At 36.9% G+C, this 25682-nt stretch carries 42 protein-coding genes and 1 pseudogene; 3 read left to right on the plus strand and 40 right to left on the minus strand.

Annotation, left to right across the window (positions count from 1 at the left end; translation table 11 throughout):
* Positions 1-25: 25 nt before the first annotated feature.
* Both ctlX and QE422_RS19785 read right to left on the minus strand, forming a co-directional pair.
* Complete coding sequence (gene ctlX, locus QE422_RS19780) at positions 26-949, minus strand: citrulline utilization hydrolase CtlX (RefSeq protein WP_307462177.1); 924 nt, start codon at positions 947-949, stop codon at positions 26-28.
* A gap of 132 nt (positions 950-1081) precedes the next feature.
* Positions 1082-1996, minus strand: coding sequence for a dimethylarginine dimethylaminohydrolase family protein (locus tag QE422_RS19785; RefSeq protein WP_307462179.1), 915 nt, complete (start codon positions 1994-1996; stop codon positions 1082-1084).
* 293 nt (positions 1997-2289) lie between these two features.
* On the opposite strand from QE422_RS19785, the gene QE422_RS19790 reads away from it, so the two are divergent.
* On the plus strand, positions 2290-2451 hold the full coding sequence (locus QE422_RS19790) for a hypothetical protein (protein ID WP_307462181.1): 162 nt from the start codon (positions 2290-2292) through the stop codon (positions 2449-2451).
* Positions 2452-2547: 96 nt separating this feature from the next.
* Here QE422_RS19790 and QE422_RS19795 read toward each other — a convergent pair whose 3' ends face one another.
* From QE422_RS19795 to QE422_RS19840, 10 genes are all read right to left on the minus strand, one after another.
* Entirely contained in the window at positions 2548-3834 is a 1287-nt protein-coding gene (locus QE422_RS19795) for a citrate synthase (protein ID WP_307462183.1), read from the minus strand.
* An 86-nt stretch (positions 3835-3920) separates the two neighbouring features.
* On the minus strand, positions 3921-5213 hold the full coding sequence (gene eno, locus QE422_RS19800; RefSeq protein WP_307462186.1) for a phosphopyruvate hydratase: 1293 nt from the start codon (positions 5211-5213) through the stop codon (positions 3921-3923).
* Between the two features lie 191 nt (positions 5214-5404).
* Positions 5405-6631 carry a hypothetical protein gene (locus tag QE422_RS19805; RefSeq protein ID WP_307462187.1) on the minus strand — a complete coding sequence of 409 codons (1227 nt, stop codon included), beginning with the start codon at positions 6629-6631 and terminating at the stop codon, positions 5405-5407.
* Positions 6537-6854 (minus strand): hypothetical protein, encoded by a 318-nt coding sequence (locus tag QE422_RS19810; RefSeq protein WP_307462189.1) that lies wholly within the window; start codon positions 6852-6854, stop codon positions 6537-6539. The genes QE422_RS19805 and QE422_RS19810 overlap by 95 nt, the downstream gene beginning before the upstream one ends.
* A gap of 12 nt (positions 6855-6866) precedes the next feature.
* Positions 6867-7199 (minus strand): hypothetical protein, encoded by a 333-nt coding sequence (locus tag QE422_RS19815; RefSeq protein WP_307462191.1) that lies wholly within the window; start codon positions 7197-7199, stop codon positions 6867-6869.
* A gap of 132 nt (positions 7200-7331) precedes the next feature.
* Positions 7332-8132, minus strand: a complete 801-nt coding sequence (locus QE422_RS19820) for a sensor histidine kinase (RefSeq protein ID WP_307462194.1) — start codon at positions 8130-8132, stop codon at positions 7332-7334.
* Entirely contained in the window at positions 8092-8496 is a 405-nt protein-coding gene (locus QE422_RS19825; RefSeq protein ID WP_307462197.1) for a hypothetical protein, read from the minus strand. The genes QE422_RS19820 and QE422_RS19825 overlap by 41 nt, the downstream gene beginning before the upstream one ends.
* 257 nt (positions 8497-8753) lie before the next feature.
* On the minus strand, positions 8754-9512 hold the full coding sequence (locus tag QE422_RS19830) for a hypothetical protein (protein ID WP_307462199.1): 759 nt from the start codon (positions 9510-9512) through the stop codon (positions 8754-8756).
* A 6-nt stretch (positions 9513-9518) separates the two neighbouring features.
* A complete protein-coding gene (locus tag QE422_RS19835) occupies positions 9519-10151 on the minus strand; it encodes a response regulator (RefSeq protein ID WP_307462201.1) in 633 nt (210 codons plus the stop codon).
* Between the two features lie 56 nt (positions 10152-10207).
* A complete protein-coding gene (locus QE422_RS19840; RefSeq protein WP_307462203.1) occupies positions 10208-10414 on the minus strand; it encodes a hypothetical protein in 207 nt (68 codons plus the stop codon).
* Positions 10415-10637: 223 nt separating this feature from the next.
* Between QE422_RS19840 and QE422_RS19845 the strand changes: the two genes are divergently transcribed.
* Entirely contained in the window at positions 10638-11072 is a 435-nt protein-coding gene (locus QE422_RS19845) for a hypothetical protein (RefSeq protein ID WP_307462205.1), read from the plus strand.
* Between the two features lie 55 nt (positions 11073-11127).
* Here the strand turns inward: QE422_RS19845 and rplQ are convergent, their stop codons facing one another.
* The 28 genes from rplQ to rplC form a co-directional block, all read right to left on the minus strand.
* A complete protein-coding gene (gene rplQ, locus QE422_RS19850) occupies positions 11128-11652 on the minus strand; it encodes a 50S ribosomal protein L17 (protein WP_294301717.1) in 525 nt (174 codons plus the stop codon).
* A gap of 6 nt (positions 11653-11658) precedes the next feature.
* The gene (locus QE422_RS19855) at positions 11659-12654 is read right to left on the minus strand and encodes a DNA-directed RNA polymerase subunit alpha (RefSeq protein WP_307462209.1); all 996 of its coding nucleotides are present in this window, start codon (positions 12652-12654) and stop codon (positions 11659-11661) included.
* A 33-nt stretch (positions 12655-12687) separates the two neighbouring features.
* Positions 12688-13296, minus strand: a complete 609-nt coding sequence (gene rpsD / locus QE422_RS19860) for a 30S ribosomal protein S4 (protein ID WP_027381319.1) — start codon at positions 13294-13296, stop codon at positions 12688-12690.
* A gap of 19 nt (positions 13297-13315) precedes the next feature.
* Positions 13316-13705 carry a 30S ribosomal protein S11 gene (gene rpsK / locus QE422_RS19865; protein ID WP_034694697.1) on the minus strand — a complete coding sequence of 130 codons (390 nt, stop codon included), beginning with the start codon at positions 13703-13705 and terminating at the stop codon, positions 13316-13318.
* A 12-nt stretch (positions 13706-13717) separates the two neighbouring features.
* Positions 13718-14095 (minus strand): 30S ribosomal protein S13, encoded by a 378-nt coding sequence (gene rpsM, locus QE422_RS19870; RefSeq protein WP_076444023.1) that lies wholly within the window; start codon positions 14093-14095, stop codon positions 13718-13720.
* A 9-nt stretch (positions 14096-14104) separates the two neighbouring features.
* Positions 14105-14221 (minus strand): 50S ribosomal protein L36, encoded by a 117-nt coding sequence (rpmJ, locus tag QE422_RS19875; protein ID WP_007839480.1) that lies wholly within the window; start codon positions 14219-14221, stop codon positions 14105-14107.
* Positions 14222-14289: 68 nt separating this feature from the next.
* Positions 14290-14505: a translation initiation factor IF-1 gene (gene infA / locus QE422_RS19880; RefSeq protein ID WP_055861802.1), complete on the minus strand. Its 216-nt coding sequence runs from the start codon at positions 14503-14505 to the stop codon at positions 14290-14292.
* A gap of 3 nt (positions 14506-14508) precedes the next feature.
* Positions 14509-15888 (minus strand): preprotein translocase subunit SecY, encoded by a 1380-nt coding sequence (gene secY / locus QE422_RS19885; RefSeq protein ID WP_146939925.1) that lies wholly within the window; start codon positions 15886-15888, stop codon positions 14509-14511.
* Positions 15889-15897: 9 nt separating this feature from the next.
* Positions 15898-16347, minus strand: a complete 450-nt coding sequence (rplO, locus tag QE422_RS19890; RefSeq protein WP_307462223.1) for a 50S ribosomal protein L15 — start codon at positions 16345-16347, stop codon at positions 15898-15900.
* Between the two features lie 19 nt (positions 16348-16366).
* Positions 16367-16543: a 50S ribosomal protein L30 gene (gene rpmD / locus QE422_RS19895; RefSeq protein ID WP_007839493.1), complete on the minus strand. Its 177-nt coding sequence runs from the start codon at positions 16541-16543 to the stop codon at positions 16367-16369.
* 11 nt (positions 16544-16554) lie between these two features.
* The gene (gene rpsE / locus QE422_RS19900; RefSeq protein WP_149246717.1) at positions 16555-17076 is read right to left on the minus strand and encodes a 30S ribosomal protein S5; all 522 of its coding nucleotides are present in this window, start codon (positions 17074-17076) and stop codon (positions 16555-16557) included.
* A 19-nt stretch (positions 17077-17095) separates the two neighbouring features.
* Positions 17096-17449 (minus strand): 50S ribosomal protein L18, encoded by a 354-nt coding sequence (gene rplR / locus QE422_RS19905; RefSeq protein WP_029297764.1) that lies wholly within the window; start codon positions 17447-17449, stop codon positions 17096-17098.
* A 15-nt stretch (positions 17450-17464) separates the two neighbouring features.
* Complete coding sequence (rplF, locus tag QE422_RS19910) at positions 17465-18010, minus strand: 50S ribosomal protein L6 (protein WP_307462228.1); 546 nt, start codon at positions 18008-18010, stop codon at positions 17465-17467.
* A 17-nt stretch (positions 18011-18027) separates the two neighbouring features.
* Positions 18028-18426, minus strand: coding sequence for a 30S ribosomal protein S8 (gene rpsH, locus QE422_RS19915; protein ID WP_002983236.1), 399 nt, complete (start codon positions 18424-18426; stop codon positions 18028-18030).
* Positions 18427-18570: 144 nt separating this feature from the next.
* Positions 18571-18840, minus strand: a complete 270-nt coding sequence (gene rpsN, locus QE422_RS19920) for a 30S ribosomal protein S14 (protein ID WP_027387207.1) — start codon at positions 18838-18840, stop codon at positions 18571-18573.
* 3 nt (positions 18841-18843) lie between these two features.
* Complete coding sequence (gene rplE, locus QE422_RS19925) at positions 18844-19395, minus strand: 50S ribosomal protein L5 (RefSeq protein WP_307462232.1); 552 nt, start codon at positions 19393-19395, stop codon at positions 18844-18846.
* A 13-nt stretch (positions 19396-19408) separates the two neighbouring features.
* Positions 19409-19735, minus strand: a complete 327-nt coding sequence (gene rplX, locus QE422_RS19930; RefSeq protein WP_307462234.1) for a 50S ribosomal protein L24 — start codon at positions 19733-19735, stop codon at positions 19409-19411.
* A gap of 19 nt (positions 19736-19754) precedes the next feature.
* Positions 19755-20123 (minus strand): 50S ribosomal protein L14, encoded by a 369-nt coding sequence (gene rplN, locus QE422_RS19935; protein WP_007839504.1) that lies wholly within the window; start codon positions 20121-20123, stop codon positions 19755-19757.
* A 2-nt stretch (positions 20124-20125) separates the two neighbouring features.
* Positions 20126-20380, minus strand: coding sequence for a 30S ribosomal protein S17 (gene rpsQ, locus QE422_RS19940; RefSeq protein WP_027387210.1), 255 nt, complete (start codon positions 20378-20380; stop codon positions 20126-20128).
* Positions 20381-20392: 12 nt separating this feature from the next.
* Positions 20393-20578, minus strand: a complete 186-nt coding sequence (gene rpmC / locus QE422_RS19945; protein ID WP_115973411.1) for a 50S ribosomal protein L29 — start codon at positions 20576-20578, stop codon at positions 20393-20395.
* A gap of 12 nt (positions 20579-20590) precedes the next feature.
* On the minus strand, positions 20591-21016 hold the full coding sequence (gene rplP, locus QE422_RS19950; protein WP_292009953.1) for a 50S ribosomal protein L16: 426 nt from the start codon (positions 21014-21016) through the stop codon (positions 20591-20593).
* 99 nt (positions 21017-21115) lie between these two features.
* The gene (gene rpsC, locus QE422_RS19955) at positions 21116-21871 is read right to left on the minus strand and encodes a 30S ribosomal protein S3 (protein WP_072883925.1); all 756 of its coding nucleotides are present in this window, start codon (positions 21869-21871) and stop codon (positions 21116-21118) included.
* A gap of 7 nt (positions 21872-21878) precedes the next feature.
* Positions 21879-22277 carry a 50S ribosomal protein L22 gene (gene rplV, locus QE422_RS19960; RefSeq protein ID WP_055987504.1) on the minus strand — a complete coding sequence of 133 codons (399 nt, stop codon included), beginning with the start codon at positions 22275-22277 and terminating at the stop codon, positions 21879-21881.
* Between the two features lie 2 nt (positions 22278-22279).
* Positions 22280-22558 carry a 30S ribosomal protein S19 gene (gene rpsS, locus QE422_RS19965; protein ID WP_002983209.1) on the minus strand — a complete coding sequence of 93 codons (279 nt, stop codon included), beginning with the start codon at positions 22556-22558 and terminating at the stop codon, positions 22280-22282.
* Positions 22559-22560: 2 nt separating this feature from the next.
* Complete coding sequence (gene rplB, locus QE422_RS19970) at positions 22561-23382, minus strand: 50S ribosomal protein L2 (RefSeq protein ID WP_034678013.1); 822 nt, start codon at positions 23380-23382, stop codon at positions 22561-22563.
* 21 nt (positions 23383-23403) lie between these two features.
* Complete coding sequence (gene rplW / locus QE422_RS19975) at positions 23404-23694, minus strand: 50S ribosomal protein L23 (RefSeq protein ID WP_042720941.1); 291 nt, start codon at positions 23692-23694, stop codon at positions 23404-23406.
* Between the two features lie 3 nt (positions 23695-23697).
* Complete coding sequence (gene rplD, locus QE422_RS19980) at positions 23698-24327, minus strand: 50S ribosomal protein L4 (RefSeq protein WP_307462252.1); 630 nt, start codon at positions 24325-24327, stop codon at positions 23698-23700.
* Positions 24318-24944: a 50S ribosomal protein L3 gene (rplC, locus tag QE422_RS19985; protein ID WP_042720943.1), complete on the minus strand. Its 627-nt coding sequence runs from the start codon at positions 24942-24944 to the stop codon at positions 24318-24320. Before rplC ends, rplD begins: the two co-directional genes overlap by 10 nt.
* 450 nt (positions 24945-25394) lie before the next feature.
* Between rplC and QE422_RS19990 the strand changes: the two are divergent.
* Positions 25395-25682, plus strand: a pseudogene (locus QE422_RS19990) (hypothetical protein); the annotation flags it as partial.

Raw genomic sequence — 25682 nt, forward strand, 5'->3', positions numbered from 1 at the left:
AAACCTGGATGTAATAGTTGAACTTTTATTTTTTCGGAAGAAAAACCTCAGCCAGCATACAGCGCGCACTTCCGCCTCCGTTTACTTCGATGGTATTCAGATCCGAATAGATGATTTCACAATATTTTTCAATCGCAGAAATCTGATCCTGGGTTAAGGATTGATAGGCCGTTTCGCTCATGATCAAAAACTTTTCACCATCTTTGTTCTGTACCTGAAGCATGTTTCCGGCAAACTGCTGCATCTGGTCTTCCGAAATTTCGATGATTTCTTTTCCTGAATTTTTAATGGTTTCAATGACTTTGCTTCTCTCCAGCTCATTATCGATACAATCCAGACAAATTACGACAAACTGATCCGCCACGCACATCATAACATTGGTGTGGTAAATCGGCAGCCTTTCTTTACCTACAGTCTGGAATGAGTGGAAAACCACCGGTGTAAAACCATATTTTTCGCAGAATTCTCTAAATAGGTTTTCATCCAGCCTTAAAGAAACCGATCCATAAGCGATCTTTTTATCGTGGTCGAAGATCATGCTTCCGGTACCTTCCAGAAAATGCCCCTGGGTTTCCGGGAAAGACCAATCGTCGATTTCAGCGACTTCAAATCCTTGTTCTTTGATGGTTTCAATAATATCATCCCTTCTTTCCACTCTTCTGTTCGAGGCGAACATAGGATACAATACTACTTTTCCGTCCCGGTGAAAACTTACCCAATTGTTTGGGAAAATGGAATCCGGGGTATGTGGATCTAGGGTATCTTTTATGGTAATGACATTGATTCCCTTACTTCTCAGTTTTTCAACGAACATCTTAAACTCGGACAAAGCTTTAAACTGGATGTCGAAGCCTTTCTGCTCGGTCTGAAAATAGTTGTTTTTTGCGGTCTCTTCATTAAAGCCGAAAGCTATTGGCTCTATCATTAATACGGTATCTGTTGTCTGCATAGTTTGGGTGGAAGGTTAATGGTTTTTAGTGTTTAGTGCAAATTTATTTTTTATTGTTTGTAATTGAAATATGTACCAATTTTTGATTAAATCATCATATTTACCAGCATTTCGATTATTTGATTGTACTGATTATTCCCTCACCAACGGCATAGTAGAACACCTCAGCAATCCGCCCATCTTGGAGATCTCGCGGTACGGAATCTCTACTACGGTCATTCCCCACTCATTACGGAGGTGATTGTTCATTCGGGTAAAAGTCTTGTCTGAAACTACGATTTCCGGGGAGATAGAGAAGATATTCGGGTTCATTTCAAACATTTCTTCTGCCGTTACGTGGAAACAGTTTTCCTCACCAAAAATATCAATGATCAGGCGGTAATCGCTTTCATCTACAAATCCGTCTTTATAGATGATGCATTTGTCTTTACCGATAGGATTGAAAGTACAGTCCAGATGCAGAATCCCTTCATACGGAACCTTATCGTTTTTTCTTAATTCCAGATCGATGATCCTTTTCTTGGGAAAATATTCTTTCAGGATCTCAATCGCATACTCATTGGTTCTGGCAGTTTTATAGTTTCTGTAGTCTTCGCTGAAACACGTTCCGATAAACAGGAAATCATCCCATACAATAACATCTCCCCCTTCAATATGAGCCGTTTCCGGAAGGTTGATGATCTTTCTCCAGGCTACCTTTTCAAAAACTGTTTTATAAGCCTCCTGCTCATCCGCACGGTCTGCAATGACATTGGAGATAATCATTTTATCATCAATTACGAAAGCGACATCCCTGGCAAAAACCTGGTTATAATCTTCAATAATATCCGGGCGCAGTACTTCCACATCATACTTTTTTAAAACTGCTTCAAAAGCATTCATCTCCCGGATGATTTCCGATTCGTTCGGATAAACATTATTTTCGATTGAATAGTAGGATTTTGCATCATAGCTTTCCAACAGCGTAGGAACCGGCCCCATTGAATTGGGCTGCCCTAAAACCACTGATTTCAGCCTGCCTGTTTCGTTTTTTATATTTAGTTTCATAAAGATTTATGCAATGCTACAAATATAAGTAAAGGCCTGAATCTGGGAAACTTTCAGGCCTCTTTTAAAGGTATACAGAGAGATAATTCTACCTTTCTTCATGATACCAGTTTTTTATTAATGCGAGATCAGATTTCCGCATGTTTTATCTCTGACTGAAGTGGATTTAGCAGATATTTTTTGAACCTAATTTTTTTTCTAAATTTTTATTTAAAATTAAATTAAAATTCATACTTTAGTGATATATTAATCATGTTAAATTACTAAACATCAATCATCAAAACCATTAGATTATGAAAACACAGAATCCAGTGCTGAAAAATGCACAAAAACTCGGAAGAGATCAGCAGAAAACAATTATCGGAGGTGCTTCCGCAGCAAGACGCTGCTGTGAGCGGGATGACCAGACCGGAGCCTGTACCGTATGGACATGCGACCGTTGCCAATGTCCTTAACAAATTGAAACCTGTTACTCAGGTAGGTTATTTTTTAATTTTACAAAAAAATCCCGAAGCCAAACTCCGGGATTTCTTTATATGTTGAGATATTGATTATCTGTTTACCATATCGATATAGTCTCTTTTCTGAGCGCCTTGGTACACCTGTCTCGGTCTTCCGATCGGGTCTCCTTTCATTCTCATCTCTTTCCATTGAGAGATCCATCCCGGAAGTCTTCCTAACGCAAACATTACGGTGAACATTTCGGTAGGAATTCCCAATGCACGGTAGATAATTCCTGAATAGAAATCCACATTCGGATATAGCTTTCTTTCCACGAAGTATTCGTCTTCCAAAGCTACTCTCTCTAACTGCATTGCAATATCCAGAGCTTTATCCTGAATACCTAGTGCATTAAGGATATCATCAGCTGCTTTCTTAATGATCTTAGCTCTAGGATCAAAGTTTTTGTATACTCTGTGTCCGAAGCCCATCAAACGGAAACTGTCGTTTTTATCTTTGGCTTTTGCTACCCATTTGTTTACGTCTCCACCATCTTTTTCAATAAGCTCAAGCATTTCGATTACGGCCTGGTTTGCTCCTCCGTGAAGCGGACCCCAAAGAGCGGAAACCCCAGCTGAAACAGAAGCGAAAAGACCGGTGTGTGCAGAACCTACCATTCTTACGGTAGAAGTAGAACAGTTTTGTTCATGGTCTGCGTGAAGGATTAATAATTTATCCAATGCCTGAACAACTACAGGATCGATTTCGAATTCCTGGTTTGGCATTCTGAAAGTCATTTTGTAGAAGTTCTCTACATAATTCAGGCTGTTATCACCGTGGTTAAGCGGCAATCCCTGAGTTTTTCTGTAGGTCCACGCGCAAAGGTGAGAGAATTTGGCAATCATCAGCTCTGCAGCAAGGTCCATTTCTTCTTTGGAATTTACATTAACTGCTTTTGGGTTAAAAGCCGTTAAAGCGGAAGTTAGAGAAGATAAAACTCCCATAGGGTGAGCAGAACGAGGGAAAGCATCAATGATCTTCTTCATCTCCTCTGCTACGAAATTATATTTTTTAATGTTTGATTCGAAAGAATTGTACTGATCTTGAGTTGGCAATTCACCTTGTAGTAAAAGGTACATTACTTCTGTGAAGTTCGATTTATCAGCAATTTGCTCGATCGGATATCCTCTGTAGAATAATTCTCCTTTATCTCCGTCCAAATAAGTGATTTCACTAAGTGTTGCCCCGGTATTTTTATATCCTAAATCTAATGTGATTAAACCGGTCTGATCTCTTAATTTTGAAATATCGATTCCTCTGTCTCCGATAGTACTATCCACAATTGGATATTCATACGAATTACCGTCGTAATTCAATATTACTTTGTTGTCTGACATTATTTATTTTTTTTCTAAATATACTACTTATTACAAAATACGGCAAACTAAAAATCTCGCTTGCCGTAATTTATAATTTCGATTGATTATCTTTTGATTTTAAAAGCATCCAGGCCAGGGAAAACGGCTGTTTCACCAAGAGCTTCCTCAATTCTCAGCAATTGGTTGTATTTTGCCATACGGTCTGATCTTGAAGCAGATCCTGTTTTGATCTGTCCGCAGTTCATTGCTACAGCAAGATCAGCAATGGTAGAGTCTTCCGTTTCTCCTGATCTGTGAGACATTACGGAAGTGAATCTGTTGTTCTGAGCCATCTGTACGGCAGCCATCGTTTCAGAAAGAGAACCGATCTGGTTTACTTTTACCAGGATCGAATTGGCAATACCTTCTTTTACGCCTCTAGACAATCTTTCAACGTTCGTTACGAATAAATCATCACCAACTAACTGTACACGGTCTCCGATTTTATCAGTAAGCATTTTCCATCCTTCCCAGTCATTTTCCTGCATTCCGTCTTCGATGGAGATAATTGGATATTTATTTGCCAATTCAGCAAGGTAAGAAACCTGCTCGCTGCTGGTAAATTGAGCAGCATCCGGCGTCTGGAATTTTCTGTAATCATAAACTCCGTCTTTATAGAATTCTGAAGCCGCACAGTCTAATGCGATCATGACATCATCACCAGGCTTGTAACCTGCTTTTTCGATAGCCTGAAGCAAAGTATCCAAAGCATCTTCCGTTCCTGTGAAAGTCGGTGCAAAACCACCTTCGTCACCTACTGCGGTTGATAAGCCTCTTGAATGAAGAATCGCCTTTAAGTTATGGAAAATCTCCGTTCCTTTTCTCAAAGCATGAGAGAAAGAATCCGCTTTTACCGGCATTACCATAAATTCCTGGAAAGCGATCGGTGCATCGGAGTGAGAACCTCCGTTGATCACGTTCATCATCGGAACAGGAAGGGTGTTGGCGTTAACACCACCCACATATTTGTACAAAGGCATTTTAAGATCAGCGGCTGCAGCTTTAGCGGCTGCTAGAGAAACCCCAAGAATTGCATTCGCTCCAAGGTTCCCTTTGTTGTTGGATCCGTCAAGATCGATCATAATCTGGTCGATCAAATTCTGATCGAAAACCGGAAGACCTACCAATTCAGGTGCGATTACTTCTCTTACATTTTCTACAGCCTTGGAAACTCCTTTTCCCATCCATTCCGAACCGCCGTCACGCAGTTCTACCGCTTCATGTTCTCCGGTAGATGCTCCGGAAGGTACAGCAGCACGGCCCATCGCCCCGCTCTCTGTAAATACATCTACTTCTACTGTAGGATTCCCTCTTGAATCCAAAATTTGTCTCGCTTCTATGTAAGAAATGTAACTCATTGTTCGTTTTTTTATAGTTCAGACAAATTTAATCAATTTTTAACGTTTGGAAGCAAATGAAGAGTAATTTATACGTTTATTCAGAGTTAAATTTTAGTTAATTTTAGTATTGTGATAATTCAAGTTAAAAACAATAAAAACTTTTTCGAAATTAAAATAGAAAAAATTTTTAAGCTTATATATCGCCTTACCTATTCATTTTTTATAGCATCAAAATTAAAGCTAATATTTAGAAATCCGAAGAGGTTATTGTTTTCAATATCATATTTCAAAACTAAAGGAAGCCAAAGATTTTTTAAAACTTTTATCCTTAAATCTGCATTTGCCAGAAACTGATTGTTTTTTTCATCTTCCATTAAGCCTGAGAAAATTCTTTTAAATTCAAAATTCGGTTTAAACTCTATTAAAGATTCTTCTCCTTTTTTGAGAACAGAAATATTCAATCCTAGCTGAGATGAAAATTCTCTTCTTTTAAATACAGATTCTGCAATACTGTCTTTTGCTTTAAACTGATTTCTGAAATCAATTTCCATTTTATTGCCTTTTTTCGTGAGTCCCTGCAGATAAATTAAACTGGCATCATATTCATCCAGAAACTTAGATTCTTTTTTAAAATTGCTATGAAAACCTACCGTAAGTAAAGGGCGCATTCTTATGGCTTCAATTTCGTCATTAAATTTTTTTTCAAATGCTTTTGTCATTTGGATATAATTTTCCGGTAAAGTATTTAAAAAAGCTTCAGGAAAATTTTCACGAGGAATATATTGCCCTTTCTCATACGCATCGTTTATAATTTGTTTTAATCTTATAAACTCATCATTATTATGGGTTTGCCTGTAGGCCTGAAGCTTATCAATTAGCATAGAATTACAGGTTTCAAACATATGTTCTAATTCCTTTGAAGTTTTGGCTATGCTCAAATCTCTTTTGTTCACAATTGCCCAATCAAAACCGTACTGAAAACCATCAAATTTGTAGTCATTATCAAGATTTAATCCTACCGTAATCTGAAAATTTCTGCTGAAAGTCTCTTGGGCATAATTGTAATCAGCCAGCAAGGTGCTGTCAGCTCTAGACTTTATTGAAAAAAGACTTGCCTTATACTGGAATGATTTTTTATCGCCGGTAAGATCTTTCACAGCCGCCTGCATAAAATCTGTCATGACATCTTTCCAGTTTCCTGTTTTTGTTTCCTGAATTCTTTTATAAACTCCGGCTGAATTTATTGTTTTCTCATTCAGCTCAATTTCCTGAGCAATAATTATGGTGAAGTTTTGAATAAGAATTATGAAAAATGATTTAAAGATTAGATTTTTCATGACTTTAGTTTGTATTAAATGAATAAGTGACCAGATAAGCTTTTCCTGTTTTGGTAACGGGATTTTTATCAGATGTCGAATCAAAAGTGAAATTGTCACAGTCGAGTTTAATGACTGTTTTTTTGTTATCCGCAATTGGATTGGATCCAATGATGTAAAGATCATATTCCGTCTTATCCTCCAAGTCGAATTCGTGTGAAAAAGACCCGTCTTTTGTCATTTCAATGATTGGAACTGTACTTCCTTTTTTAAAAATTTTAAAAACAATTCCTAAAATTGAAGTTCCGCCAGTTACAGTGAGGTTTAATGTCAAAGGTTTCATTATTATTAATTATTATTTAGAATTGTTAGGTGAAGGTGCAAGAAGTCCCGCTAAAGCTCCTATTGCTCCGGAAGAGATTGCTGTAAAAATCGTGATAACCTGTGCATTTATCTGATCTCCATCTTTCATTGACATTATGGTAAGTGCTATAATAATGGTGAGAATCGCCAGTCCCAAAGAGATAACAATAATTCTGTAAATCCATGAATCTGTTTCTTTTGGATTGGTAATTACAAGATTTTCTGCAGCTTTTACCGGATCTGTCTTGAATTCTTCCTGAAGTGCGGGATTATTATTTAATGCTGTTTTAAAGTCTTCAAATGTGTTATCAATTTTTATTTTCATGATTATTTGTTTTTAAGTTTTATATCTCAAAGTTCCCACAAAAACAAGCTCCTGTCAATTACACAAACGGGTGATTTACAACAAAAAACAGCATCATTTTATGATGCTGTTTCTAATTACCTATAAATTTTTCTACAGTTCTATTCTGAAGAATAAGTGTGTTCCGTTTTCGGTGGTGACTTCACAGTGCCCGTTCTGTTCCTGCATCCGGCGTTTCATGTTGCGTAAGCCGTTACCTTTCGGTTTACCGGGATCAATACCGACTCCGTTATCCGAAATTTTCATCATGAACTCTTTTTCGTGTTGGATAAAGGCAAGGGTAAGCCTGTCAGATCGGCTGTGTTTGTAAGCGTTATTAAGCGATTCTTTAAGGCATAGAAAAAGATTGCGCCGCTGCTCTGTGGTGATGGAGGTTTCAGCAATCACATTTTCGTTTTCGATGTGAAGGACAATCGTTGTTTTTTTGAGGAAGTTCTGTGCGTAGGATTTCGCATAATCGATAAAGCTTCCGAGGGTATCGTTTCCGGAATTCAGACTCCAGAGCATTTCCCGCATGGAGAGGTTCATGTCTTCGGAGGTTTTTAGGAGTTCATCGATGTCGGTTTTTAAGTCCTCATCTTCGGCTCTTTGCTTTAAAAATTCCGCTTGGAGTTTCAGGGCAGAAATTCCTGCTCCAAGATCGTCGTGCATATCGTGGGAAATACGTTCCCGTTCTTTCTCGATCAGTTTTTGTTTCTCCAATTCTTTCTGGAGAAGCTGGTTTTGGTGTTCGGATTCTTTGAGTTGTTGTTCTTTCAGATATAAAAGCTGTTTTCTGTTGTACATTAATACAACGAAAATGATGAAAGTAACGAAGAAAAGTACAATAAGTATGGCCAAGATATAAGTACTCTTAATGATCTGCGGCAATTCTTCCTTTAAAATTATAATCATATTTGGAGAGGGAGATAAACAACATTATATAAAATACAATATTAACCAGATCAAAATTACTCTTGAGAAAATCTGAAAATTCTTTATCATTATAATAAAAATAATACATCGGTAAACATCTAAAAATACCAAAGCTTCCCCATATAAGCAGTCCCGAACTAACCCAAAAATTAGGGTCATCAAAAATCCTTGTTTCATCTGCAGTGAGAATTTTATTGTAATACCAAAGAATAGAGTGGAAAATTAAAAACAGCATCACTGAAATAGCTATTTTTTCGTCAAAATCTAATCCTAGGAACTTTGTGTAGAATAATATGAAAGTAAGGCTTATTAAAAATGATATTCCGGAGAAAGTTTTAAGCATTTTCGTGGTTAGTGATTTCTTATAAGAACAATAGAAAAAAATAGCTACGAAAATCAGGTATAAATTATATTGTAATCCAATCATTATATTTTCATCAATTATATTGATTACAAAGGAATAGCTTTCCACTACAACAGTTACCAACAGATATATAAAAAGATTATTCTGAATAGAAAAACCATATTTTCTATCCAGAATAAAAGATTTAACGAAGACAACAATTAGTAATATGTTGTATATATAATTTAATATCAATCTTATGGTTTTAAATTTCCTAGATCATAATATCCATCATAAACCGGACTAAGTTTTCCCAATTCATCAAGTTCAATATGATGAATTCTATTTGAATCTTTTATATAAACAGCCAAACCTAATCTTTGATGCTGATCACTTTCTTCAAATACTATAGTTTCAAATTCAAGATTGTCTTCAAAATCTTCGAATGCCCGTATAGCTTCCATTTTATAAACTATGTATTCGGTTATTCTATACTTTTGCAGAGTTGCCATTATTAGGTTATTAACAACTCCTTCTCTAAAATTTTCAACTATACTTGTAAAACTTGGGATCGCCGGCATATCCTCTACAAAACCATCAGTCTGTAACTGATAAGCTTTATCATCACCTAAATCCAAATTTCCTCCTTGGTAATCAAATTCTTCTATATCTGAAAACCTAAAAATGATGTTTAGAATCCCATGATCATCCGTAAAAAAAATGTGCATGTAATTTTTTTCAATATTGTCATTTACTATTCTATTGATCTCATTCTTAGAGATAATAAATTTACTTACTAATTTACACTCTTGTTTATTGCAGAAATAGTTCTCAAATTTCTTTTTACACTTTGTATACATTTCCAAACTCATTGGCTTACCAACTAAAATGTACCTGTTCCAATCTGGAGTTATGAAATCTAAAGATTTATTGTTTTCACACCTTGCATTCAAGATTTCAGTAATTAGCATTAATTTGAAATTCATACATGATTGTTCGTCTTTACTGCTCTTCATAATTTCTTAGTTTTTAAAATGGTTAAATTTATTAATAGCCTCCACTTTGTTGTTGACGTGGAGTTTCCGATAGATGTTGCCGACGTGTTTTTTCACGGTATCGATGCTGATGAATTTTTTGTCGGCGATTTCTTTGTATAATAATCCCTGGGAGAGAAGCTCCAGGATTTCCTTTTCCCGATCCGTGAGCGTGTCGAAGCCCTGGATTTCGGGAAGTTTACGTTCAAAGTGGCTCAAGACTTTGCGGGCGATAGAGAAACTCATCGGGGCGCCGCCGTTGTAAGCATCGCGGATGGAAGAAAGAATCTTATCCATGCTTTCGCCTTTTACCAGATAACCCATGGCACCTGCTTTTAAAGAATTAAAAATCTTATCATTATCTTCAAAACTGGTACACATAATAAATTGTGTGGAGGGCATTTCTTTTTTTAGCTTTTCGATAATTTCAATGCCCAGCATATCCTGTAGCTGAATATCCATCATTACCACATCCGGAGAAAGATTGGTGAGCTGCTGCAGAGCCTCGCGTCCGTCAAAAAACTGGGCAACTACCTGCATGTCGTGCTGATAATCGATCACTTTTTTCAAAGCATTGTTGTAATTTTTTTCATCTTCTACAATGGCTATTCTAATTTTCATCGTGACAGGGTTTGAGGAATATTCAATTTCGGAATTCGATTTTTACTTAACTGGTCTTATCCAAAATAGAGAGGGTCTCTGGATTCATTATTTTGAAGGACAAACCCGTCTCCAAGACTGACGACTGTTCCAATTAAACTTTTTAAAATAGGATTATTAATAATATCTTTTAAAAGCTGAAGACCGGTTTTTGCAGCGCAGAAATTAACGCTATCCGGGCTTTTTTCCAATGATACATTTTTGATGTCTAATTCTGTTAACATAGTAATATGATTTAAATAAGCTTACCCTGTGCAATTTTCGGCGTCCCTGATTTATTATTGTAAAGTTCAGAATCTTAATGAAGCGGGGCAATTACCCGTTTGTGTAATTTTGAAGCATTTGAGATCATAGGCGTTGGTTTAGTTTTTGTTTTTACTAAATTTAGGAAAAATTCTTTTATACTAAAAGATATTTAACAATCAGTACATTAAAAAAATTAACATCATGAAAAAGGTAATTTTAGTCGCAGCTTCAGTGACTTTTCTCTTTACGGTAAGCTGCAAAAAGAGTGAAGGAGGAAATAAAGAAGTCATCCAGTCGGAAAGCTCCGAAAGTTCGTATGTGGACAACAATGGTAAAATTGATTCGACAAGTACAGCCTCATCAATGACGGAGGTGAACGGCGAAAAAACAGAGAAAATCAGCAATATTTATAAAGCAACCGACGGAACGTTGGTAAAGGTTATCTTTGAAACGACACCGAAAGAAAGCACGCTTTCGATAAGAAACAACAATAAAACATTTATTCTGAAAAAAACGGGTGCTGCCGGTAATGAAACAACTTATACAAAGGATGATATGACGGCAAAAGTAACGCAGGACAGCATCCATCTTATTCAGGGAAATAATGTTATCGAACTGAAGAAAACGAAAATCTAAAGCATAAAAAAACCGTTCAGGATCTGAACGGTTTTTCTTTTATATCTGACGAATATTATTCTTCAGTTTTCTCTTCTGTAGAATCAGCAGCTTCAGCCGTTGGCTCAGCAGCTTTTTCTTCTACTACAGGAGCTTCAGCAACTACCGCTTCTTTTTTAGCAGCCGTAGATCTTCTGCTTCTTCTTGTCGCTTTTTTCTCTTCCGCATTTGGATTGTAAAGCTCATTGAAGTCTACCAATTCGATAAGAGCAGTATCAGCAGCATCACCTGGTCTGAATCCTGTCTTGATGATTCTTGTATAACCACCGTTTCTCTCAGCGATTTTAGGAGCAACGGTTCTGAACAATTCAGCAACCGCTTCTTTATTTTGAAGATATGAAAAAACAATTCTTCTGTTGTGTGTAGTATCTTCTTTTGCTTTTGTTAATAGAGGCTCAACATATACTCTTAAAGCTTTAGCTTTAGCTACAGTAGTGTTGATTCTTTTATGCTCAATTAGAGAACAAGCCATATTAGAAAGTAAAGCACTTCTGTGAGAAGCTGTTCTTCCTAAGTGATTGAATTTTTTACCGTGTCTCATTATTAATTATTTATCAGCGTCTAACTTATATTTTGCAACGTCGAAACCGAAGTTAAGACCTTTTGAATGCACTAATTCTTCTAGTTCTGTCAAAGATTTTTTACCAAAATTTCTGAATTTCATCAAATCAGACTTACTGTAAGAAACCAGTTCTCCAAGAGTTTCCACTTCAGCCGCTTTCAGACAGTTCAGGGCTCTTACGGAAAGATCCATGTCTGCTAATTTAGACTTAAGGAGTTGTCTTGTGTGAAGGGTTTCTTCATCATATTGGATCGATGCTTTTACCGCTTCCGTTTCAAGGGTGATTCTCTCATCGGAGAACAGCATGAAATGATAAATTAATATCTTGGAAGCTTCTGTTAAAGCGTTCTGAGGACTGATAGATCCGTCAGTTTCGATATCCAATACAAGTTTTTCGTAGTCTGTTTTTTGCTCTACACGATAATTTTCAATGCTATACTGCACTTTCTTAATTGGCGTAAAAATAGAGTCGATTGCAATGGTACCTACCGGTGCATTGTTTGACTTATTTTGTTCAGAAGGCACATACCCTCTTCCTTTTTCTATATTGAAAGTAATTTCGAAAGTTACATCATTGTTTAGGTTACAAATCACTAAATCCGGGTTCAATACCTCAAATCCGTTGATCGATTTTCCTAAATCCCCAGCAGTAATAACCGTCTGACCCGATACTTTGGCAACAACCTGCTCATTCGTCTGGTTTTCTGCCGTAGCTTTTAATCTTACCTGCTTCAGGTTAAGAATAATTTCGGTAACATCTTCGATTACTCCTGGAATAGTTGAAAATTCGTGCTCTACACCTTCTATTTTGATAGATGAAATAGCGTATCCTTCCAGAGAAGAAAGCAACACTCTTCTCAAAGCATTACCGATTGTAAGCCCGAAACCTGGTTCTAGTGGTCTGAATTCAAACTGACCTCTAAAATCATCAGAGTTAAGTAAAATTACTTTATCGGGTTTTATGAATTGTAAAATTGCCATATTATTGGGTTGAGCAAAAATTTGATTAAAAAATTATTTAGAGTAAAGTTCGACGATCAGCTGTTCCTTGATGTCCTCCGGAATCTGGATTCTTTCAGGAGCAGAAACGAAAGTACCTTCTTTCTTCTCATCGTTGAATTGTAACCACTCATAATTTGCTTTAGAAGCCAATGCATTGGTAACTACTTCAAGAGACTTCGATTTTTCTCTTACTGCAATTACATCACCTGCTTTTACCAAATATGAAGGAATGTTCAGAATTTCTCCGTTAACAGTGATGTGTCTGTGAGAAACCAATTGTCTTGCAGCAGATCTTGTCTTAGCAAAACCTAATCTGTAAACTACATTATCCAATCTTGATTCGCAAAGTTGCAAAAGAACTTCACCTGTTACACCTTTACTTCTGTGTGCTTTTTCGAATAGGTTAGCAAACTGTCTTTCTAAGATACCGTAAGTATATTTAGCTTTTTGTTTTTCAGCCAACTGAACTGCATATTCAGATTTCTTAGCACCTCTTCTTTTGTTAGGACCATGTTGTCCTGGCGGTTGGTTTTTTCTTTTCTCGAAGTTTTTGTCATCTCCGTAGATTGCAGCACCAAACTTTCTAGCAATCTTAGTTTTAGGTCCAATATATCTTGCCATAATGGGTAAATTCTAAAAATTAAACTCTTCTTCTTTTTGGTGGTCTACATCCGTTGTGCGGCATAGGCGTCACATCAACGATTTCGCTAACTTCGATACCTGAATTGTGAATTGATCTGATGGCAGATTCTCTACCTGCACCCGGACCTTTTACGAACACCTTTACTCTTCTTAAACCAGCTTCGTGAGCTACAGCAGAGCAATTTTCAGCTGCCATTTGAGCAGCAAATGGAGTATTCTTTTTAGAACCTCTGAAACCCATTTTACCGGCAGAAGCCCAAGAGATAACCTCTCCGTTTTTATTTGTTAAAGAAATGATGATGTTATTGAAAGAAGCCTGAATATGAGCTTCACCAATAGCTTCAACTTTTACTTTTCTTTTCTTAACTACTTTAGTTTGTTTTGCCATAATTCCTAACGATTATTTACTAGCTTTTTTCTTGTTAGCAACAGTTTTTCTCTTTCCTTTACGGGTTCTAGAGTTGTTTTTCGTTCTCTGGCCTCTTAAAGGTAATCCAAGTCTGTGACGTATTCCTCGTTGGCATCCTATGTCCATTAATCGCTTAATGTTCAATTGCACTTCAGATCTCAATTCTCCTTCTACTTTGATGTTTTCGGAGATGTATGTTCTGATGGCAGCCAATTCATCGTCATTCCATTCGTTGACTTTCTTGTCTTCGCTGATACCGGCAGCTTTAAGGATTTCTGAAGAAGTACTTCTTCCGATTCCGTAGATGTAAGTTAAACCGATAACGCCTCTTTTGTTTTTTGGTAAATCAATACCTGAAATTCTCGCCATAATTTAATGTTAGCCTTGTCTTTGTTTAAATTTTGGGTTTTTCTTGTTGATTACGAACAGTACACCTTTTCTGCGTACGATCTTGCAATCAGCGCTTCTTTTTTTAATTGATGCTCTTACTTTCATTTTGTTTGATAGTATTTATTTTTTTAACAATAGCCAAACAGAACTTACGCTCCATTTGGCATTGTTTTTTAATATCTGAATGTAATTCTCCCTTTGGTTAAATCGTAAGGAGACATTTCCAGTTTCACCTTATCACCAGGTAAAAGTTTAATATAATGCATTCGCATTTTACCGGAAATATGAGCAATGAGTACATGCCCATTTTCAAGCTCTACACGGAACTGGGCGTTGGAAAGTGCTTCCGTAATCACGCCGTCTTGTTCAATATGTTTTTGTTTCGCCATAAATTAATATCCAGTCGTTCTTGATAATTTAGACTGCATTAACCCATCATAATGATGGTTCAGCAGATAAGTATTAATCTGTTGAACGGTATCTAAAATTACTCCAACCATAATCAATAGTGATGTTCCCCCGAAAAATAGGGCGAACGCATCTGTCTGAACAAAGGTTCCATGCACAATTGCTGGAAGGATTGCAAAGATAGACAAAAATATTGCACCTGGCAAGGTAATTTTTGATAAAATATCATCTAAATAATCAGCCGTTTCTTTTCCCGGTCTTACTTTAGGTACCAGACCTCCATTTCTCTTCAAATCATCAGCCATCTGGTTTACCGGAATCGTAATTGCAGTATAGAAAAACGAGAAGATAATAATCAATAGCGCGAACAATACATTGTACTGCCAGCTAAAAACATTCTTGAAACCTGCAAGAAAAGTATTGGATTCATCTACTTTCGTCAATAGCCCCGGAACGAACATCAATGCCTGCGCAAAGATGATCGGCATTACACCGGCTGCATTTACTTTCAATGGAATCCACTGTCTTGCTCCCTGCATGAGATTTCTGTTTACACCTCCTCTTGCCTGAGCTCTGCTTACATACTGGATCGGGATTTTTCTTACCGCAACGGATAATACCACTGCCAGAAGAACCACCAGCATCCAGAAGATTACTTCAATAAGGATCATGATTGATCCCATTCCTCCTTTTCCGTTCTGCACGGCCATTTCCTGCACGAATGCTTCAGGCAGTCTTGAAAGGATCCCTACCATAATCAGGATAGAGATACCGTTCCCGATACCTTTGTCGGTGATTTTCTCACCCAACCACATTGCGAACACTGAACCGGCAACCAAAATAACAATACTTGGCAGCCAGAACATGATGGAATTCGGCTCTACATAGTAGGCAGACTGGAACTGAGCATATGGTAAAAACAGCTGAGTGATCGAGGTTAAATAAGAAGGGGCCTGTACAAGACAAACTCCGATTGTTAACCATCTGGTGATCTGGTTCAGGGTATTTCTACCGGACTCTCCATCTTTCTGAAGCTTCTGAAGATAAGGAATAGCCATCCCCATCAACTGAACAATAATAGAAGCAGAAATATAAGGCATGATTCCTAACGCCATTACGGAAGCGTGGCTGAAAGCCCCCCCCGTAAACGACGAAAGCAAGCCAAGGAGACCTGCTCCTTGCTTGTTACCGCCTTGATTTTTATAATGCTCTAAGAGATCCCCTACTTCTGCAAGGTTAATTGCAGGTAAAGAGATATAAGATGCGAATCTATACACAAGAATAATCCCTAAAGTGAAGATAATTTTATCCCGTAGTTCTTTAAGGCTCCAAATATTTTTGAGTGTTTGTATAAATTCTTTCATTAGTAATTATTATAAGGTAATTGCTTTTCCACCTGCTTTAGAGATCAACTCTTCAGCAGATTTAGTGAATTTGTCAGCAGAGATTGAAACCGCAGATTTCAATTCTCCTCTACCCATAATTTTCACTAATTCGTTTTTAGAAATTAAACCGTTCTCGATCATTACCTCTCTTGTAATATCTCCAGTGATGGATTTATTTTCAATTAAAGTCTGGATCGTATCAAGGTTAATTCCTCTAAACTCTTTTCTGTTTACGTTTTTGAATCCGAATTTAGGTAATCTTCTTTGTAAAGGCATCTGACCTCCTTCAAAACCGATTTTCTGAGAATATCCGGCTCTTGCTTTCTGTCCTTTATGTCCTTTTGTAGAAGTACCCCCTTTTCCACTACCTTGCCCTCTACCGATTCTTTTTGAATTGAAAGTAGATCCTGCAGCTGGCTTTATGTTGTTTAAATTCATTTTAAAATTATTTTAAAAATTATTTTTGAACTTCAAGTAAGTGACTAACTGCAGCTATCATTCCTAAGATAGAAGGAGTAGCTTCGTGTTCTACAACTTGGTGAAGTTTCTTAAATCCTAATGCTTCAAGCGTTCTCTTTTGGGTTTTTGTTCTTCCAATAGCGCTTCTTACTTGCTTTACTTTGATTGTTGCCATTGTTTTATATATTAACCGTTAAACACTTTACTTAGAGAAACTCCTCTCATTCTAGCGATTTCTTCAGGTCTTCTGATATCCAATAACGCTTTGAAAGTAGCTTTCACCACGTTGTGAGGGTTAGAAGATCCTTTAGATTTTGAAAGGATATCGTGTACACCAGCAGACTCCAATACCGCTCTTACCGCACCACCGGCGATAAGTCCTGTACCGTGAGAAGCAGGTCTTAAGAAGATATCAGCACCACCATATCTGGCAGAAGTCTGGTGAGGAATCGTGTGGTTCATTACAGGAACTTTTACTAAGTTTTTCTTAGCATCTTCTACCGCTTTAGCAATAGCAGAAGCAACTTCCTTAGATTTTCCCAAACCGAAACCGATAGTTCCCGCTTCGTCTCCTACAACTACGATTGCAGAAAATCCGAAAGCTCTACCTCCTTTGGTTACTTTTGTTACTCTGTTAACAGCTACGAGACGATCTTTAAGTTCTAATCCTCCCGGTTTTACTCTTTCTATATTATCTAGTCCTAACATATTTTCCGAAATTTAATGATTAGAATTTAAGTCCGCCTTCTCTCGCACCGTCAGCAAGAGCTTTTACTCTTCCGTGATATACGAATCCGTTTCTATCAAATACAATATTTTCGATTCCTGCAGCGATGGCTTTGGCAGCGATAGCCTTACCTACGGCAGCAGAAACTTCAGTCTTTGTTCCGTTAGCTTCAACGCCTTTCTCTCTGGAAGAAGCAGAAGCCAAAGTTTTTCCACTGTTATCGTCGATTAACTGAGCGTAAATTTCCTTATTACTTTTGTATACAGATAATCTTGGCAATTCAGAAGATCCAGAGATTTTTCCTCTTACTCTTCTTTTGATTCTTATTCTTTTTTCTACTTTACTTAATGCCATAATACTTATAATTTATTAAGCAGATTTACCAGCTTTACGTCTAACAATTTCTCCTACGAATCTTACCCCTTTTCCTTTGTATGGTTCAGGCTTTCTGAAAGAACGGATCTTTGCAGCTACCATCCCTAGAAGTTGGTTGTCGTGAGACGTTAAAGTAATAATTGGGTTTTTACCTTTTTCAGTCAATGTATCTACTTTTACTTCACTTGGAAGTTCCAATACGATACCGTGAGAGAATCCTAAAGCCAACTCAAGTTTTTGACCTGCGTGTGAAGCTCTGTATCCTACCCCTACTAATTCCAGTTTCTTTTCGAAACCTTGGTTTACACCAACAATCATATTGTTGATCAGCGCTCTGTATAAACCGTGAAGCGCTTTGTGTTGTTTAGCATCAGATGGTCTGTTTACGTTCAGTTCTCCATCCTTCTGTTCTATAGTAATTCCTGCTGTAAGCTCCTGAGAAAGTTCTCCTTTTGGACCTTTTACCGTTACTACACCGTTGTTTTCAGTGATGGTAACTCCTGCTGGAACTGTTATAATTGCTTTACCAATTCTTGACATTTTCCTGTGATTAAAAATTAATAAACATAGCAGATTACTTCACCGCCTACTTTTTCTTCTCTAGCTTTCTTGTCAGTCATTACTCCTTTAGAAGTAGAGATGATAGAAATACCCAAACCGTTTAGTACTCTTGGAAGTTCTGCTGAACCTTTGTACTGTCTCAAACCTGGTCTAGAAGCTCTTTGGATAGACTTGATAGCTGGTTTGTTGGTTTGCTTGTCGTACTTTAAAGCGATTTTGATCACACCCTGAACAGCGTTATCCTCAAACTTGTAGTTTAAGATATACCCCTGATCGAATAAGATCTTAGTAATCTCCTTTTTGATTTTCGATGCAGGAATTTCCACCACTTTGTGGCCTGCGCTTTGTGCGTTCCTTACTCTTGTTAGGAAATCTGAAATTGGATCTGTTACCATTTTTCTTTTATAAATTATTGGTTAAAGAACAATCAGTATTGCTAAGACTTAAAGAGTAAAATATCAGACCTCAGAAATTTCGGTCTGATATTTTTATCTTTAGTTTCCGAACAACTTAATTGTCCCGATTTTTTTAGTAATAAATTACCAGCTGGCTTTTTTAACTCCCGGGATAAGACCGTTGTTTGCCATTTCTCTGAAAGTTACTCTGGAAATTCCGAACGTTCTCATGTATCCTCTTGGTCTTCCTGTTAATTTACATCTGTTGTGTAATCTTACAGGAGAAGCATTTTTTGGTAATTTCTGAAGTCCTTCATAATCACCAGCTTCTTTTAAAGCTTTTCTTTTATCAGCGTATTTAGCAACTAACGCTTCTCTTTTGCGCTCACGCGCTTTCATTGATTCTTTAGCCATTTCTTAGTTCTTTTTGAATGGTAAACCGAAGTGAGTTAATAATGCTTTAGCTTCTTTATCTGTTTTCGCAGTAGTAACGAAAGTGATGTCCATCCCCTGGATTTTTTTCACTTTGTCGATTACGATCTCAGGGAAGATGATCTGCTCGGTGATCCCTAAGTTGTAGTTACCTCTACCGTCGAAACCGTCTGCCTTGATTCCAGAGAAATCTCTGATACGTGGCAATGCAGAAGAAGTTAATCTGTCTAGGAACTCATACATTTTGTGAGCTCTTAGAGTAACTTTAGCACCTACAGGCATTCCTTTTCTTAGTTTGAAAGCAGCCTCATCTTTCTTAGAGATTGTACCAACAGCCTTCTGACCAGTGATGTTCGTTAGTTCTTCAACAGCATAATCGATGATTTTCTTATCTGCAGTAGCATCTCCTAAACCTTGAGACAATACGATTTTCTCTAATCTAGGTACCTGCATTACAGATTTGTATCCGAATTCTTCCATCATTGCAGGAACAATCGTTTCTTGATATGCTTTTTTGGGTCTTGCTATATATTCCATGTGTTCTTAAAAATTATAAAGTTTCACCCGTTTTTTTGTTGATTCTTACTTTCTTATCTCCTTCGATTTTGTAACCTACTTTGATCGCTTTTCCGTCTTTACCAACTAAAGCAACGTTTGAGATATGAATAGAAGCTTCTTTTTCAGTAATTCCACCTTGAGGGTTGGAAGCTGAAGGCTTAACGTGTTTTTTAACGATGTTAAGTCCTGCAACAACTACTCTAGGGTCTTTTCCTTCTTTTTTGATCACTTCAATAACTTCACCGGTACCACCTTTAAGACCTTTCTTACCTGTAGTTACGATTACGTTATCTCCTCTTTTTATTTTTAACTTTGACATTTTTTTACAATTTTAAATATTAAAGTACTTCAGGAGCTAATGAAATGATTTTCATATATTCTTTGTCTCTCAACTCACGAGCAACCGGTCCGAAAACACGGGTTCCTCTCATTTCTCCCGCTGCGTTTAGCAATACACAAGCATTGTCTTCGAATTTGATGTATGAACCATCTTTTCTTCTAACCGCTTTTTTAGTTCTTACTACGACAGCTTTAGATACCTGACCTTTCTTAGCGTTTCCTGATGGTGTAGAATCTTTGATAGTAACAACGATTTTATCACCAACTGAAGCATATCTTCTTCTGGTTCCTCCCAGAACTCTGATAACCAATACTTCTTTAGCACCTGTGTTATCAGCAACTTTTAATCTTGATTCTGTTTGTAACATTATTACTTAGCTTTTTCAATGATTCTTACTAATCTCCATCTCTTGCTCTTGCTCATCGGTCTAGTTTCCTGGATCAGAACTGTATCTCCCTCTGTGCATTCGTTGTTCTCGTCGTGTGCAGTATATTTTTTCGTTTTCAAAACGAATTTACCGTACATCGGGTGCTTTACTCTTGTAGTTTCACTAACAACAATAGTTTTTTCCATTTTATTGCTGGAAACCACTCCGATTCTTTCTTTTCTTAAATTTCTATCCATTGTAAAATGAAATTATTGTTTGTTAGTTAACTCAGTGTTTAGTCTAGCGATTGTTTTTCTCAAATCTCTGATTTGGATCGGGTTTTCAATTGGGCTGATTGCATGAGCCAATTTCAATTTAGAATATTGAGCTTTTGCTTCAGTTAATTGAGTTTGAATATCACCCGCGCTTAAATTTTTAATATCAGCTTTTTTCATTGTATTCAAAGATTAAAGAGGTTTAACAAAATCGTTAGCAACGATGAATTTGGTAACTACCGGTAATTTTTGTGCAGCAAGCCTAAGAGCTTCTTTGGCTACATCGTAAGGAACACCTCCGATTTCAAACATAATTTTACCAGGCTTTACTACAGCTACCCAATATTCCACGGCACCTTTACCTTTACCCATCCTTACTTCGGCTGGTTTCTTTGTAATCGGCTTATCCGGGAAGATTTTGATCCATAGTTGACCTTCTCTCTTCATATATCTTGTCGCAGCGATACGAGCAGCTTCAATTTGTCTTGCAGTGATCCAAGCACCTTCTGTCGCCTTAATCCCGAAAGTTCCATAAGCAAGTTGACTACCTCTCTGGGCATTCCCCTTCATTTTCATCTTATGAACTCTACGGAATTTGGTTCTTTTTGGTTGTAACATAATTTCTAAATTTTAGATTTTAGATTTTAGATTTTAGATTTTTTTTATTTTAAAAAAGTAACGGTAATTTAAAATTCAAAATGGTCTAATCTAAAATTTTTAATTATTATTGTTATTATTGTTATTGTTCTTTCTAGGTCTTCTGTTGTCTCTGTCTCCTCCTCTGTTATCTCTTCTGTCAGACTGACCACCTTTTTTCTGTTGTCCCACTAGTGGAGAAAGTTCTCTTTTACCGTAAACTTCTCCTTTCATGATCCAAACTTTAACCCCTAGTTTTCCGTACTGAGTCAATGCTTCACCGATATGGTAATCGATATCTGCTCTGAAAGTAGACAATGGAATTCTTCCTTCTTTGAAAGATTCTGATCTTGCCATTTCAGCTCCGTTCAATCTACCAGAGATCTGAACTTTGATACCTTCTGCACCCATTCTCATGGTACCTGCCATCGCCATTTTAACAGCTCTTCTGTAAGAGATTCTGTTTTCAATTTGCTTAGCAATGCTATCTGCAACCAATACGGCGTCAAGCTCAGGTCTTTTGATTTCGAAGATGTTGATCTGAATATCCTTTTTAGTCAATTTTTTCAACTCTTCTTTCAGTTTATCAACTTCCTGACCTCCTTTACCGATAATAAGTCCCGGTCTAGCAGTAGTGATTGTAACTGTAACTAATTTTAATGTTCTTTCAATATAAATTCTTGAAATTCCACCTTTAGATAATCTAGCTTCAAGGTATCTTCTGATTTTGTAGTCTTCCGCGATTCTGTCTCCATAATCGTTTCCGCCAAACCAGTTAGAATCCCATCCTCTGATGATACCTAATCTATTACCAATTGGATTTGTCTTCTGTCCCATACCTTGATTAATTTTCTTTTGTACCTAAGATTAGCGTAATGTGGTTCGATCTTTTTCTGATTCTGTACCCTCTTCCTTGTGGAGCTGGTCTCAGTCTCTTCAATTGTCTTGCACTGTCTACAAAAATTTCTTTAACGATAAGGTTGGCTTCTTCGATATCCGCCCCTTCGTTTTTAGACTGCCAGTTTGCCATTGCAGAAAGAAGAACTTTCTCCAACTTGTTCGAAGCGTCTTTTTTAGAATATTTTAGAATATATAAAGCTTTATCTACTTCTACTCCTCTGATGATATCAGCTACCAATCTCATTTTTCTTGGAGAAGAAGGGCAATCATTATGTAATGCTTTTACTACATCCTGATTTGTTAATTTACGTGCTAATGCACTTTCTCTTTTTCTTGATCCCATGATTATCTGCTTCCTTTGTTTTTGTTACCACCATGACCTCTGAAAGATCTTGTTGGAGAAAATTCGCCTAACTTGTGACCTACCATGTTTTCTGTAACGTAAACAGGGATAAAAGATTTCCCGTTGTGTACAGCAATAGTTTGTCCTACGAAGTCCGGAGAGATCATCGATGCTCTAGACCAAGTTTTGATAACTGTCTTCTTACCAGACTCTATATTTGCCTGAACCTTCTTATCTAAAGTATGATGAATGAACGGTCCTTTTTTAAGTGATCTTGCCATAATTATTTTCTTTTAGATACGATGTAACGGTTAGACACTTTGTTTTTCTTTCTTGTTTTGTAACCTTTAGACGGCATACCGTTTCTAGATCTTGGGTGACCTCCTGAAGAACGTCCTTCACCACCTCCCATTGGGTGATCTACCGGGTTCATTACAACCGCTCTTGTTCTAGGTCTTCTACCTAACCATCTGCTTCTACCAGCCTTACCTGATACTGTTAACTGGTGATCAGAGTTGGAAACAGAACCGATCATGGCCATACATTCAGTAAGGATCATTCTGGATTCTCCTGAAGGCAATTTGATGATGGCATATTTTCCGTCTCTTGAAGTTAATTGCGCTGAAGAACCAGCACTTCTTGCTAAAATAGCACCTTGACCAGGCTTCATTTCAACACAAGAAATTACCGTACCCAATGGAATGTTTTTCAATTTCATTGCGTTTCCTACGTTTGGTTCTACGCTCTCACCTGAAACTACTTTCTGATCTACTTTGATACCGTTTGGAGCGATGATATATCTCTTCTCTCCGTCTGCGTATTCTAATAAAGCGATAAATGCAGTTCTGTTTGGATCGTATTCTACAGATTTTACAGTGGCTTCAACGTTTGCTTTGTTTCTTTTGAAGTCAATAATTCTGTATTTCTTTTTGTGTCCACCTCCGGTGTAACGCATGGTCATTTTACCTGTTTGGTTACGTCCACCTGACTTTTTAATACCAACGGTTAGAGATTTCTCTGGTTTGTTGGTAGTAATTTCCTCAAAATTGTTTACAATTCTGAATCTCTGTCCCGGGGTGATAGGTTTTAATTTTCTAACAGACATTACTATTATTTATAATTATAATTAATTTACAGCAAAAATATCGATAACCTCACCTTCAGCAAGTTTGATTACCGCTTTTTTCAATTTGTTTGTCTTTCCAACCTGAAGACCTTTTTTAGTGTATTTCGAAGAAACCTTCGGAGCATAAATCATTGTGTTAACGTCTGCTACTTTTACACCGTAAGCTGCTTCCACAGCCTTTTTAATCTGGATTTTATTCGCTTTGGTATCTACCAAGAAAGAATAAGAACCTCTTAAATCCGTAAGGTAATTAGCCTTTTCTGAGATAACTGGTTTAATAATAATAGACATGATTTATTTCTTTAAATTTTCCTGGAATTTTTCAACTGCACCTTCGAAGAATACGATCTCACCTGCATTTACCAAATCGTAAGAGCTTACTTCGTTGAAGTTCATTACTTTGGTTTTAGGTAAGTTTCTTGAAGATAAATACACATTCTTGTTAGCTTCAGGAAGAATGAACAAAGATTTTTTACCGTTTAATGTTAATGCATCTAATAAAGTAATGAAATCTTTAGTTTTAGGAGCATTTAAGCTCATATCTTCTAAAACTTTAATGCTGTTGTCTCTTAATTTCTGAGATAAAACAGATTTTTTAGCCAATCTCTTAAGCGCTTTGTTCAATTTGAATCTGTAGTCTCTTGGTTTAGGACCGAATACTCTACCCCCACCTCTGAAAGTTGGAGATTTAATATCCCCGTATCTTGCAGAACCAGATCCTTTCTGCTTCTTAAGCTTTTTGGTAGAAGCAGTAATTTCGCTTCTTTCTTTTGCTTTATGAGTTCCTTGTCTCTGTGCGGCAAGGTACTGTTTAACTTCTAAGTAAACCGCGTGCTGATTTGGCTCAATTCCGAATACTGTTTCGTCTAGAGTTACTTTTCTTCCGGTCTCTTTTCCTGATGTATTTAATACTACTAGTTCCATTTTCTGATAATTACATAAGAATTTTTAGCTCCCGGAACAGCACCTTTTACTACTAAAAGATTTTGTTCTTGATCCACTTTTAACACCTGAAGGTTTTGTACAGTCACCTGCTTACCTCCCATTCTTCCAGCCATTCTCATCCCTTTGAATACTCTTGAAGGGTCTGATCCAGCACCGATAGAACCTGGAGCTCTAAGTCTGTTGTGCTGACCATGAGTTGCCTGCATTACACCTCCAAAGCCGTGTCTTTTAACAACACCCTGGAAGCCTTTACCTTTTGAAGTACCTGTTACATCCACGAATTCTCCTTCGTTGAACAAGTCTACTTTTACTTCTTCTCCTACTTTTACTTCATCAACGAATTCTCTGTAGAATTCTACCAATTTAGCTTTAGGAGCAGAACCAGCCTTTTTGAAATGGCCAGCTAACGCTTTACCAACGTTCTTCTCACTCTTGTCATCGAAACCTAATTGAACTGACTTATAACCGTCTTTTTCAATGGTTCTGACCTGTAAAACCGAGCACGGACCAGCTTGGATAACTGTACAAGGAATGTTTTTTCCTTCTTCGTTAAACAAAGATGTCATACCGATTTTTTTACCAATAATACCTGACATTGTTTATATTATAATAAAATTTATCCTTTATTTATCATCATTTCCTGGAAGTCTGAAGTAATTTCTACGTTTGATATAGGCATACTACGCCCCTAAAATGAGTGTGCAAATTTATGAATAATTTTATAACTGGCAAATATTTACAGCAAAATATTTTGATTTTTAATGATTTAGAAACTTTAGATAAAATCAAGGTTAAATTTCAGCACCATTTTCTTTGAATTACAAAAAATTTAAAATTAAGTTGGTTTTAAATTAAACCTGTCAGCAGAATCAACACAGTGATCCTCGTTCTAAAATCACCGTAATTTTACGGTTTCAATTGTACCCGGAATTTTTTACTTTTGAGAAATTAATAGGAAAAGTTTACTTTTACGGTAAAAAGGAAATATTTTAACCTATTTCTGAAATAACCAAAACCAATCACAAACGCTGACGCATTTTATACTAATGAAAATTATATATTTTCTTTTTATTTTGTTTCTGACTGTTTCCTGCAGCGAGCAGCAGAATCACCGATACACTTTCTATTACTGGAAAACCGATCTTCACCTCGATCATACGGAAAAAGACGCTTTACAAAAAGCCTCGCTCCCTTATTTATACACGCGGTTTTTCGATGTGGATAAAATAAACGAAAAATTTCAGCCCATTGGCGTAATTACCAGAGATAAAAGCTTTACAACCGACAAGCAGATTGTTCCGACCGTCTTTATTATAAACAGGGCTTTCCTTCAT

Source organism: Chryseobacterium sp. SORGH_AS_0447, assembly GCF_030818695.1.
Lineage (GTDB): Bacteria > Bacteroidota > Bacteroidia > Flavobacteriales > Weeksellaceae > Chryseobacterium.